General features: G+C 63.7%; 10 protein-coding genes. 9 read left to right on the top strand and 1 reads right to left on the bottom strand.

Features of this window, described 5'->3' with window-relative positions; all coding sequences use genetic code 11:
• Positions 1-303: 303 nt before the first annotated feature.
• Genes M0D66_RS37585 through M0D66_RS37565 form a run of 5 tightly spaced genes read left to right on the top strand, consistent with a single transcriptional unit; the run spans position 304 to position 5,680 of the window.
• The gene (locus M0D66_RS37585) at positions 304-1,383 is read left to right on the top strand and encodes an LLM class flavin-dependent oxidoreductase (protein WP_256456348.1); all 1,080 of its coding nucleotides are present in this window, start codon (positions 304-306) and stop codon (positions 1,381-1,383) included.
• Between the two features lie 11 nt (positions 1,384-1,394).
• Complete coding sequence (locus tag M0D66_RS37580) at positions 1,395-2,366, top strand: class II aldolase/adducin family protein (RefSeq protein ID WP_266212918.1); 972 nt, start codon at positions 1,395-1,397, stop codon at positions 2,364-2,366.
• A gap of 12 nt (positions 2,367-2,378) precedes the next feature.
• The gene (locus tag M0D66_RS37575; RefSeq protein WP_093646788.1) at positions 2,379-3,440 is read left to right on the top strand and encodes an ABC transporter substrate-binding protein; all 1,062 of its coding nucleotides are present in this window, start codon (positions 2,379-2,381) and stop codon (positions 3,438-3,440) included.
• Between the two features lie 33 nt (positions 3,441-3,473).
• Entirely contained in the window at positions 3,474-4,082 is a 609-nt protein-coding gene (locus M0D66_RS37570; RefSeq protein ID WP_200652147.1) for a cysteine dioxygenase, read from the top strand.
• Positions 4,079-5,680 carry a rhodanese-related sulfurtransferase gene (locus M0D66_RS37565; RefSeq protein WP_093646793.1) on the top strand — a complete coding sequence of 534 codons (1,602 nt, stop codon included), beginning with the start codon at positions 4,079-4,081 and terminating at the stop codon, positions 5,678-5,680. The genes M0D66_RS37570 and M0D66_RS37565 overlap by 4 nt, the downstream gene beginning before the upstream one ends.
• Positions 5,681-5,699: 19 nt before the next feature.
• Here the strand turns inward: M0D66_RS37565 and M0D66_RS37560 are convergent, their stop codons facing one another.
• On the bottom strand, positions 5,700-6,716 hold the full coding sequence (locus M0D66_RS37560) for a LysR family transcriptional regulator (RefSeq protein WP_244179582.1): 1,017 nt from the start codon (positions 6,714-6,716) through the stop codon (positions 5,700-5,702).
• 92 nt (positions 6,717-6,808) lie between these two features.
• Here M0D66_RS37560 and M0D66_RS37555 point away from each other — a divergent pair, with 92 nt between their 5' ends.
• The 4 genes from M0D66_RS37555 to M0D66_RS37540 all read left to right on the top strand — a co-directional run bounded on the left by M0D66_RS37555 (position 6,809) and on the right by M0D66_RS37540 (position 11,052).
• Positions 6,809-7,795, top strand: a complete 987-nt coding sequence (locus M0D66_RS37555) for an ABC transporter substrate-binding protein (protein ID WP_266212917.1) — start codon at positions 6,809-6,811, stop codon at positions 7,793-7,795.
• A gap of 22 nt (positions 7,796-7,817) precedes the next feature.
• A complete protein-coding gene (locus tag M0D66_RS37550; RefSeq protein WP_266212916.1) occupies positions 7,818-9,008 on the top strand; it encodes an acyl-CoA dehydrogenase family protein in 1,191 nt (396 codons plus the stop codon).
• Between the two features lie 517 nt (positions 9,009-9,525).
• A complete protein-coding gene (locus tag M0D66_RS37545; protein ID WP_093646800.1) occupies positions 9,526-10,077 on the top strand; it encodes a hypothetical protein in 552 nt (183 codons plus the stop codon).
• 21 nt (positions 10,078-10,098) lie between these two features.
• Positions 10,099-11,052: a patatin-like phospholipase family protein gene (locus M0D66_RS37540; protein ID WP_093646802.1), complete on the top strand. Its 954-nt coding sequence runs from the start codon at positions 10,099-10,101 to the stop codon at positions 11,050-11,052.
• The last annotated feature ends 126 nt before the right edge of the window (positions 11,053-11,178 follow it).

Raw genomic sequence — 11,178 nt, 5'->3', positions numbered from 1 at the left:
GCACAGGGGCAACGCTAATAGACCACTAACAAATCAAGGAAAGGCCAAAGCCCCAGGAACACGGACAAACAAGCGCCCAGCAGGCCACCAACTCAAGAAAACCCCACCGCCGCAGGCAAAAAAACAAGACCAAGCCCAGCGCCGCCACCCCCTTTTACATGCAATCCCGATATAGATATGTCCGATCAATATTTAACATCCGCATGTAGCGCTGCTACCTTAATCCCCTCGAACAGAGCACCACACCCATTCAAGAAAGCCACCGCCCCGCCGGGCAAAAAACCACCCTTGGGAGACACCACCGTGTCCATCGAATTCATCGGCATGATCCAGACCCGCAAGGTGTCCGAGACCCACGCCCCGCAAGGGCCCACCATCGATATCGATTACGTGGAGCAATTCGCCCGCGCTCACGAAGCCGCGGGCTTCGACCGCATCCTCGTGCCGCATCATTCGACGAGCCCTGATGCGCTCCTCACCGTCGCCCACGCGGCCAGCGTCACGAGCAAAGTGCATTTCATGCTCGCCCATCGCCCGGGCTTCGTCTCGCCCACGCTCGCCGCGCGCCAACTGGCCACCCTCGATCACTATTCCGGCGGCCGTCTCGCCGTCCATATCATCTCCGGTGGCGACGACGCCGAACAACGCCGCGACGGCGACTACCTGTCGCACGACGAACGCTACGCCCGCACCGACGAATACCTGCACATCCTGCGCCGCATCTGGACCGAAGCGAAACCCTTCGATCACAACGGTCAGTACTATCGTTTCGAACAAGGCTTCTCCGAAGTGAAGCCGGTGCAGCAACCGCATATCCCCGTGTATTTCGGCGGCGCGTCGGCGCCCGCGCTCGAAATTGCCGGACGTCATGCCGATGTTTACGCGCTTTGGGGCGAATCGAAGGCGCAAGTGCGCGAACAAGTTACCCGCGTGCGTGCCGAAGCCGCGAAACACGGCCGTAACGTGCGCTTTTCCGTGTCGTTCCGGCCTATCCTCGCGGCTACCGAAGCCGCCGCGTGGGAACGCGCGGAACACATCCTCGAAGAAACCCGGCGGCTGCGCGCGGCGCAAGGGCTCGGCGTCGGCGGTCCGGCGCAAAGTGAAGGCGCGCGGCGGCTGCTCGCGGCATCAGGTGAATCGGATCGCGTCGATGAACGTCTGTGGACCGGCGTCGCCAAGGAAATCGGCGGACGCTCGAATTCGACCGCGCTGGTCGGCACGCCGGAACAGGTCGCCGAAACGCTCGCGGAGTACTACGCGCTCGGTGTGTCGACCTTCCTCGTACGCGGCTTCGATCCGCTCGAAGACGCCGTCGACTACGGCCGTGAACTGATTCCGGCCACCCGCGAACGGATTGCGCGCGTCGAGCGCGTGGCCGCCTGAACGGAGTCACGATGACCGATCTGTCCGCCGCGTTGCAAAACACCCCGGAGTCGCAAAGTACCGGCGCACTGCAAGACACGTCGGCGCCGCAAAGTACCCGCGCGTTGCAAGACATCGCAGCGCCACAAGGTGCCCACGCGCCGCAAGGCACCCCGGAGCCGCAAAGCACTCCCACGCTGCAAAACACCGCAGATACACCGCCACTCCAGCGTCACGCGCCGCTGCGCAAATTCTGGTTCGACGACGTCCCGCCGCGCGCCAGCATCGCGGCCGAGCGGCGCTATCGGCAGGAACGGCTCGCCGTGGCGTTTCGCCTGTTCGCCCGCTACGGTTTCGATCAGGGTCTCGCCGGCCATATCACCGCGCGCGATCCCGAGTGGCCCGATCACTTCTGGGTCAATCCGTTCGGCAAGCACTTCAGCCGCATCCGCGTGTCGGATCTGCTGCTGGTGAATGCGGAAGGGGAGATCGTGGTCGGCGAAGGGCCGGTGAATCAGGCGGCCTTCGCGATTCACGCGGCGATTCACGAGGCGCGTCCGGATGTGATTGCCGCCGCGCACACGCATTCGCTCTACGGCAAGGCATGGTCCACGCTCGGCCGCACGCTCGATCCGTTGACGCAGGACTCGTGCGCCTTCTATCAGGACCACGCCTTGTTCGACGACTTCCGCGGCGTGGTGCTCGATACCGATGAAGGTGCGCGCATCGCCACGGCGCTGGGCGCACGCAAGGCGGTGATCCTGAAGAATCACGGCATCCTGACGGCGGGTCCAAGCGTCGAGGCGGCGGCGTGGTGGTATATCGCGCTCGATAACGCCTGCCATGCGCAATTGCTCGCCGAAGCCGCGGGCACGCCGCAAGCCATCCCGCACGACGTCGCCACGCTCACGCACGAGCAGGTCGGCCGCCCCGGTGGTGCGCTGTTTGCGTTCCAGAGCCTGCTGGAAGGGCTGGTCGAAGCCGAGCCTGACGTCCTTACCTGAGCACCCCATAAGATGACCCAACGTTTCGATTCGCCGGTTTCGCTCCGGCGCCGCCGGCTCGTGTCCGCGCTGCCGGTCGCGCTGTCAGCCTCATTCCTTGGCGCGGCAGGTACAGGTTTGATTTCGACAGCCGCCGCAGCAGCCACGCCGGCGGCAAGCGAGAAAACCGATCCGTCTGTCGACCTCAGCAAAGTCCGTTTGCGTGTTGCAACCTACAAAGGCGGCGACGCTACGCTGCTAAAAACCGCTGGCCTCGCGGATACGCCCTACGCCATCGACTGGTCCGAATTCCAGTCCGGCAACGCGATGGTCGAGGCGATGAACGGCGGCTCGCTCGATATCGCCTCCGGCAGCGAAATCCCGCCGATCTTCGCGCGACTGCAGAACGCTCAGGTGCGCGTGATCGCCGTCTACAAGGACGACGTCAACAACCAGGTGGTGCTGGTCCCGAAGGGCTCGACGATCCGTTCGATCGCCGATCTGAAGGGCAAACGCGTCGGCTATCTGCGCGCCACCACGACGCATTACTACCTGCTGCGCATGCTCGAAGAGGCGGGGCTATCGTTCAGCGATATTCAGGCTACCTCGCTTGCGCCGCGCGACGGTTTCGCCGCTTTCAACGCCGGTTCGCTCGATGCCTGGGCGATCTACGGCTACAACGTGCCGCTTGCGATCTCTCAAGCGGGGGCACGCGTGCTGAAAAACGCCAACGGCTATTTGTCCGGCAATTACCTGTACTACGGTCATCCGTCGGTACTCGCCGATCCGCAACGGCGGGCCGCGTCCGCGGATCTGCTGGTGCGGTTGCAACGCGCCTGCACATGGTTCGGCCAGCATCAGGATGCGTACGCGAAGGTGTTGTCCGCGGAGTTGCGGGTGCCCGAGGAGGCGATCCGTTCCTTGTATCGCAACCAGAGCCAGGCGCGCCGCGTGACCGGCGTCACGGCGGCGGACATCGCCAGCGAGCAGCAGGTTGCCGATACGTTCGCGCGCGCCGCGGTCATCGACCGGCATGTCGACGTCGCACCGTTATGGACCGACACCTTCAACGCCGCGCTCGCCCGCGGTGCGTGACAAATTCAAGTCAACCCACATTCTGAACATTCGATGACTCAAGCTTTGAGACCGGACCGGCTGCGCGCGTTCGTCGGACGGATTGCGTCGCTTGTCGACGAACGCGCGCCCGAAGCGCATCTGCTCGAAGCCGGCGGCGCCGCGCTGCGCGAACTGATCGCCCACGACGACTGGTTGCCCGACGCCTTCGCGCAGCCCGACCCCGAGCGCTATCAACAATTCCTGTTGCACTCGGATTCGCAGCAACGTTTTTCAATCGTAAGTTTTGTATGGGGACCGGGCCAGTCGACCCCGGTGCATGACCACACCGTATGGGGTTTGATCGGTGTGTTGCGTGGTGCGGAAATTGCTCAGGGATATCGCATCACGTCAGACGGCGCGCTGGAAGAAGAGGGGGCAGCAAAGCGCCTCGATGCCGGCGCGGTGGATGCCGTGTCGCCGCGCATCGGCGATATCCATCGTGTCAGTAATGCTTTTGACGATCGTACGTCGATCAGCATTCACGTGTACGGTGGAAATATTGGCGCGGTGACGCGTTCCGTCTATTCAGCCGGCGGAGGCCGTAAAACCTTTATCTCCGGCTACTCGAACGATGTGTTGCCGAATATCTGGAATGTTTCGAAGGAGTCCCTGATCTCATGAGTTTCGCTACAGAATTCCGTACCCGATCATTCAAAGACGTGCGCCGCGCACTGCTCGAGCGCGAGGAAATCGCGCTCGTCGACGTGCGTGAGGAGGATCCGCACGCACGCAGTCATCCGCTGTTCGCGGCCAACCTGCCGCTCTCGCGACTCGAACTGGAAGCGCCGGTGCGCCTGCCGCGCCGCGACGTGCCGATCGTGGCGTTCGACGACGGCGAAGGACTTGCCGAACGCGCCGCACGCCGCTTGAACGAGCTGGGCTATACCAATGTCGCGCTGCTCGATGGCGGTTTGCAAGGCTGGCGCGAGGCGGGCGGTGAGCTGTTCCAGGACGTCAACGTGCCGAGCAAGGCATTCGGCGAACTGGTCGAAAGCGAGCGCCATACGCCGTCGCTCGGCGCGCCGCAGGTGCTCGCGCTGCTCGATCATGAAGCCGATGTGGTGGTGCTAGACGCACGCCGCTTCGACGAATACCAGACCATGAATATTCCCGGCAGCATCAGCGTGCCGGGCGCGGAACTGGTATTGCGTGCGCGGCAGCTCGCGCCGAATCCCGCCACGCGGATCATCGTCAATTGCGCGGGGCGCACGCGCAGCATCATCGGCGCGCAATCGCTGATCAATGCGGGCGTGCCGAATCCGGTTGCGGCGCTTCGCAATGGCACCATCGGCTGGACGCTTGCCGGTCAGGCGCTCGCGCACGGCAGCTCGCGGCGCTTCGAGCCGATTGTCGACGACACACTTCGCCTCGCCGCCGCCGATTCTGCGCGCGGGGTAGCGGATCGCGCCAAGGTAGGCCGCACTTCGCGCGACGAAGCGCGTCGCTGGGCCGATGAAGCGGTGCGCACCGTTTATCGTTTCGACGTGCGTACGCCGGAAGAATACGAAGCGGGCCACGTGCCCGGCTTTCGCAATGCGCCGGGCGGTCAACTCGTGCAGGAGACCGACATGTTCGCGCCGGTGCGCGGCGCGCGCGTGATCCTCGCCGACAACGACGGCGTGCGCGCGAACATGAGCGCGTCGTGGCTCGCGCAGATGAACGTCGAGGTGTATGTGGTGGACGGTCTCGGCAACGCGGACTTCAGCGAAAAGGGCGCCGCGCCCGCCGCGCGCTTTGCGCCCACGCCGCCTGCTGTTGAAGAGATCACGCCGGCCGGGCTGGTGACGCTGCTGCAATCACCGGGTACCGTCGTGCTGGATTTCACGACCAGCGCGAACTATGTGAAGCGCCATATTCCCGGCGCATGGTTCGCGATTCGTGGCCAACTCGCCGAAGCGTTGCGCAAGCTGCCGGATGCGCAGCGTTATGTGGTGACCTGCGGCAGCAGTCTGCTTGCGCGTTTTGCCGCGCCTGAGTTGGCGGCGCTGACGGGCAAGCCGGTGCAGGTGCTGGCCGGCGGCACGAACGCGTGGGTCGAAGCGGGTTTTGCGGTGGAGAGCGGTGAGACGCGGCTGGCGTCGCCGCGCATCGATCGCTATCGTCGTCCGTATGAGGGAACCGATAACGCGCGCGAAGCGATGAACGCGTATCTGGAGTGGGAGTATGGCCTCGTTGCCCAGCTTGGGCGGGATGGAACGCACGGCTTTCGCGTGATCTGATGGGACAGCGGCGCGTGGTTCAGGCCGCGCGCTGCGCTCGCGCCTCCTTGAATTGCCGCTCGATCGCCGCGCCCAAGCGCTCGACCGGCTGTTGCAATTTACCCAGCACGCGCGGATGCACGAGCCAGATATCGATGAGAGGCTTGAAGTCGCTGATCGACACGATATCGAGTGCGTCCGCGTGAGCGCTGGCGTGCAGCAGCGGTAAAGGCACGAGGCCGAGACCGTTGCCGTCGGCGACCAGTTGCAATTGCAGCTCGGTGCCGAGCGTTTCCAGATTGAGCTTGAGCGCGAGCCCAAGACCCGTCAGCGTGCGCTGCAGGCCGTCGCGAAAGCCGCATCCGTCCGGATTCAACACCCACCCGATCGACTGGCATTCCGCCAGCGTGTGCGTGCGTTTCTTCAACATGCCTTTTTGCGCGACTACCGCCAGTTTGATGCGGCCAAGCGAGCGGGCCGACAGGATCTCGTCGAAGGTCTTGTTGCTCGGCAGCAGGATGGCGGCTGCGTCGAGTTCACCCTGTTCGACGCGTTGCAGAAGCTGGCTGCCCCAACCGGTTGACGCTCGCGCCTGCAGGTCCGGATAGGCCGACTTGAGGCCGCGCATCGCATCGGTCAGCGCGATATCGGCAATGGTCTGCGCGACGCCGAGGCGCAGCATGCCCACCGGCGGCGTGTCGGTGGCGACGATCTCGCGCAGCACGTCGAGCTCACGCTGGATCACGCGGCATTGTTCGTAGACGATGCGGCCCGTTGCCGTCGCTTTGAGCGGACGCGTATTGCGGTCGAGCAATTCGACGCCGAGCGCCTCTTCGAAATTCTGCAGGCGGCGCGTGATCGCGGGCTGCGTGAGGCCGAGTGAGAGCGCCGCCTGTTGCAGCGACTGACAGCGAATGACGGTGACGTATGCGTCGATTTCGTCGATCTTCATGATGAGCGGTGACTTGATGAGTGCGCTACGAGGCGCAAGATTCGTGCGTTCGATGATACCTGTATCGATGTGCGCGCACGCCTCACCGGCCAAGAAAATTCGCATATTTGCTTAGCAGAATAATGCGTTTGTCTTATACAGATGCGTGCCTTATCGTCGATAGCACATTATCTGAATGCCACGACGTAACCGCCGCCATGCCGACTCCTAGTTCTTCGTTCTCCGCCTCATCCGTCTTGCAACGTGCGTTGCTCAAACCACTCGGCGCGGCAGTGCTCGCACTGTGCGCGACGCTTTGCGCAACGCAGTCTTTTGCGGCGGATCTACCCGTGCTCAAAGTCGGCGACCAGTCCTTGCAAACCCGCGGCATTCTCGAAGCATCCGGACAACTCCAAGACCTGCCGTACAAGATCGAGTGGTTCAACTTTCCTGCCGCGCAACCGCTTGGCGAAGCGCTAAACGCCGGCGCGGTGGATGTCGGCGGACTGGGCGATGCGCCGCTCGTGTTCGCGCTCGCAGCCGGTGCGCGGATCCGCGCGGTCGCGGCTACCCGGTCGAATCCGCTGGATCTGGCGATCGTCGTCGGCGCGCAATCGCCGTTGAACGATGCAGCGAGCCTGAAGGGCAAACGCATCGCCACGACGCGCGGTTCGATCGGCCATTATCTCGCGCTCGCCGCATTGAAGAAGGCCAACGTGCCGGTCAGCGACGTCACGTTCGTGTTCCTCGCACCCGCCGATGCGAAGGCGGCGCTTGCGTCGGGCAGCGTCGATGCATGGTCGGTGTGGGACCCGTACACCGCGCTCGGCGAAGCGCGCGATCACGATCGCATCATCGCCAACGGCGTCGGCCTGTCCGAAGGGCTCAGCTATCAGGTTGCGACCGAACGCGCGATCGCGGAGAAGCGCGCGCAACTCGCCGACTTCCTGCGACGCGTGGCGATCGGCCAGCGTTGGGCGCTTTCGCATCCCGACGAGGTGGCGACGATGCAATCGAAGGTCACCGGTCTGCCGACCGATGTGCTGAAAACCGTCTATCAGCGCGGCCAGGTGCATCCGGTGGCGATCGACGACAGCGTCGTCAGCGCGCAGCAGCGCACCGCCGATACCTACGAAGCCGCCAATGTGATTCGTGCGCATCTCGACGTGCGTACGAGCTTCGATCGCAGTTTCCCGTTGCCTTGACGCGGCCTGCCGGAGTCCTCGCATGAATGCCCCGATTGCCAATAGCGCCGTGACGCGCCGTCATCCACCGCTCGATAGTGCTGCGTTCGACGCGCTGCTCGCGAAGCTCACGAGCGAGTTCGCTGCCGGTGCGGCTCACTACGACCGCACGGCGGAATTTCCGCACGCCAATCTGGCGCGCTTGCATGAATTCGATCTGCTCTCGTTAACGGTGCCCGCATCGCTTGGCGGTGCGGGTGCGAGCTTGCCGCAGGCTTTGAAGGTGGTGCGCGCGGTGGCGCGCGGCGAGCCTTCCACGGCACTGGTGCTGGTGATGCAATACCTGTTTCATCATCGCTTGCAGGGCAACCCGCATTGGCCTGTTGAACTGCGTGAACGTGTGGCGCGTGAAGCGGTACGCGATGGCGCCTTGATCAACTCGCTGCGCGTCGAGCCCGAGCTGGGCACGCCGGCACGCGGCGGTTTGCCGTCGACGATTGCGAAGCGCAGCGCCGATGGCTGGATCATCGACGGCAGCAAGCTGTACTCGACCGGCAGCCCGGGTCTCGCCTGGCTTGCGGTATGGGCGCGCAGCGACGAGACGCCGCCGCGCGTTGGCGTGTGGCTGGTGCATCGGGACACCCCGGGCGTGCGAGTCGGCAGCGAGTGGAATCATCTCGGCATGCGCGCCACGGGCAGTCACGAGCTCGTGTTCGAGAACGTGTTCGTACCGGCTGCTCACGCGGTTGACGTCCATCCGCCTGGCGAGCCGGGTGCAGGACTCGATGCACTCGGCTTCGCGTGGATGAGCGTGCTGTTGTCGGCGGTGTATGACGGCGTCGCGCGGGCGGCGCGCGACTGGTTCGCGCAATGGGCCGCTGAACGCACACCCGGCAATCTCGGCGCGCCGCTCGCAAACCTGCCCGCGTTTCAGCAGACGCTCGGCCGCATCGACGCGCTGCTGTTCAGCAATCGCGTGCTGCTCGACGCGAGCGCGCACACCGAACGCGTGACACTCGATGAAGCGCCGCTCGTCAAATACACGGTGACTAACCAGGCCATTGAGGCGGTGCAACTGGCCGTCGAGGCAAGCGGCAATCCCGGTCTGAGTCGCGACAATGCGCTCGAGCGTCACTATCGCGACGTGCTGTGCGCGCGAATTCATACGCCACAGAACGATTCGGTGCTGCAGGGGGCAGGGCGCGCGGGTTTCGCTGCGTTTGTCCGCGCGTAGGGAGAACTGCGCGACCGCCGTGCAAACCGTGGGCTGCGCCTGCGCAGCCCACGGCAAATCCTCTGCCAATTCGGTGTAAACGCGCTCTCGTTTAAATCCGGCAATCCGTTTAGATTAGCTGCACTTGAGGGGCTTATCGAGGGACCAGGGCGGCCAAACAAGCAGCGGTCCGCCATTCCGGCGACGGCGCAAGGTTAGAGGCCAAGGTCTCTCACCGCTTCGCCCGGGACCGGACCGCTGCGCGTCGTCCGCGATGCTGCGTTTCAAGCGGCTGTTCAGCCGCTGTTTGGTTTCCGGTTTGACCGTATCGACCGACTTGGCGACGCTTTGCACAGCGTCGCCTTTTTGTTTGTGGAGACGGTTTCCCGCATTCCGCTGCAAACGATGCCCCACGGCGGCCCTTCGCCGCATTGCCTGCGTCGCTCGCGGTTTTTCGCGCACGCGGTTATCCTGTAGTACACCCTACACAACGGGATGCGGGCGGATTGCCGCTTCGTGTCCGTACAGGAAACTCGCTGTGAGCCTCAAACTGCTTACTGTCGCGATGCTGGCCGCGTGCGTTGCACTGACCGGTTGCGACGACCAACAGAGCGACCGTGCCGTGCAAAAACTCAAGGAATTCTTCAACGCCGTCAAGCCGGACGCGTTGCTACTCAAGAATATGACGCCGGGTATTACCACCGAGGCGCAGATCCGCGATCAGATGGGCAAGCCGGAAACCGAGCGCACGTTTACCGACGGTTCGAAGCGTTTCGAATATCCGCGCGGCCCGCAAGGACTGAACACGTACATGGTCGACATCGACCGCGACGGCAAATTGCAATCCATCACGCAGGTGCTGACCGCCGACAACTTCGGGAAGATTCGCATCGGCATGACGGAAGACGAAGTACGCCGCCTGCTCGGCAAGCCAGGCCAGATCGCCGTGTTTCCGCTGAAGCCGGAAACCGTGTGGAGCTGGAAATGGCGCGAGGGCGGGGTGACAGAAGAAGGCATTTTCAACGTGCACTTCGACCAATATCAGAAGGTGTACACGACATCGCGCTCGGACGTGATACGCGGGCGCTAGCCGATAAAAGGCGGGGAACACATGATACATCGACGTCGATACAGCCGGATCGGGCTGGTGTTGGGGGGCGGCGCAGCACGTGGCTGGGCGCATATCGGTGCGATTCGCGCGTTGCACGATGCGGGCATCAAGCCGGATGTGGTGTGCGGCACGTCGATTGGCGCGCTGGTGGGCGCCGTGTATGCCAACGGCGATCTCGACTGGCTTGAAGAATGGGTGTCGAAGCTTACCTGGCAAACCGTGGTGAGGCTGCTCGATCTACGTTTTTCGGGCGGCTTGCTGGGCGGGCGCAAGGTGATCCAGATATTCGCGGACAAATTCGCCGGCCGCTCGATCGCGCAATTGAACATGCCGTTCGCGGCGGTGGCCACCGAACTCGATTCGGGCCGCGAGAGCTGGTTACAGGACGGCAGCGTGGTGGACGCGGTGCGCGCTTCGATTGCGATTCCGGGGATTTTCACGCCGGTGTATCACAACGGTGTGTGGCTGGTGGATGGCGGCTTGAGTAATCCGGTGCCGGTCTCGGTGGCGCGCGGCATGCGGGCGGACTGCGTGATCGCGGTGGATCTGAACAACGACATTCTGAATGGGCGCGATTTTGGTGGAGCGGCGGTCGATACGCCGGCGCTGGATCCGGATGCGCCGCCGCCGGTCGCGCTGCGGCGTAATGGCAAGCCTTGGCCGCGCTGGCTTGCACCTGCCGAAGGGCGCGCTTCCGATGATGTGCGGGTGGCGCCGGCGCCGAGTGCGCGTGTGCCGTCGATGCTGAGTTCGATCGCGCAGAGTATTGACATCATGCAGGTGCGGATTTCGAGGAGTCGCCTTGCCGGTGAGCCGGCGGATATTTTGATTCAGCCACGGCTGGGCGGGATGGGGATTTTTGATTTTCACCGGGCCGGGCCCGCGATGGAGGAGGGGCGCGCGGCGGTTGAGTATATGTTGCCGGCTATTCGGGCTCGGTTGGGGATTGAATGAAGGTTTGGTTTTTTTGCCTTCGCGGCGCTTATTGTCTGTGTTCCTGGGGCTTTGGCCTTTCCTTGATTTGCTAGTGGTTTATTAGCGTTCCCCCTGTGCGGGGGGGCACCTACTTTTCTTTGCCGC

It is taken from the genome of Paraburkholderia sp. SECH2 (genome assembly GCF_030464795.1).
In the GTDB taxonomy this organism is placed as follows: Bacteria; Pseudomonadota; Gammaproteobacteria; order Burkholderiales; family Burkholderiaceae; genus Paraburkholderia; species Paraburkholderia aspalathi.
This window is presented reverse-complemented; position numbering and strand designations above follow the sequence as displayed.

Excerpts from the sequence above, each read along its gene's own strand:
- M0D66_RS37580 (WP_266212918.1), top strand. The coding sequence starts at position 1,395 with ATGACCGATCTGTCCGCCGCGTTGCAAAACACCCCGGAGTCGCAAAGT.
- M0D66_RS37575 (WP_093646788.1), top strand. The coding sequence starts at position 2,379 with ATGACCCAACGTTTCGATTCGCCGGTTTCGCTCCGGCGCCGCCGGCTC.
- M0D66_RS37570 (WP_200652147.1), top strand. The coding sequence starts at position 3,474 with ATGACTCAAGCTTTGAGACCGGACCGGCTGCGCGCGTTCGTCGGACGG.
- M0D66_RS37565 (WP_093646793.1), top strand. The coding sequence starts at position 4,079 with ATGAGTTTCGCTACAGAATTCCGTACCCGATCATTCAAAGACGTGCGC.
- M0D66_RS37560 (WP_244179582.1), bottom strand. The coding sequence starts at position 6,716 with ATGCGAATTTTCTTGGCCGGTGAGGCGTGCGCGCACATCGATACAGGT.
- M0D66_RS37555 (WP_266212917.1), top strand. The coding sequence starts at position 6,809 with ATGCCGACTCCTAGTTCTTCGTTCTCCGCCTCATCCGTCTTGCAACGT.
- M0D66_RS37550 (WP_266212916.1), top strand. The coding sequence starts at position 7,818 with ATGAATGCCCCGATTGCCAATAGCGCCGTGACGCGCCGTCATCCACCG.
- M0D66_RS37540 (WP_093646802.1), top strand. The coding sequence starts at position 10,099 with ATGATACATCGACGTCGATACAGCCGGATCGGGCTGGTGTTGGGGGGC.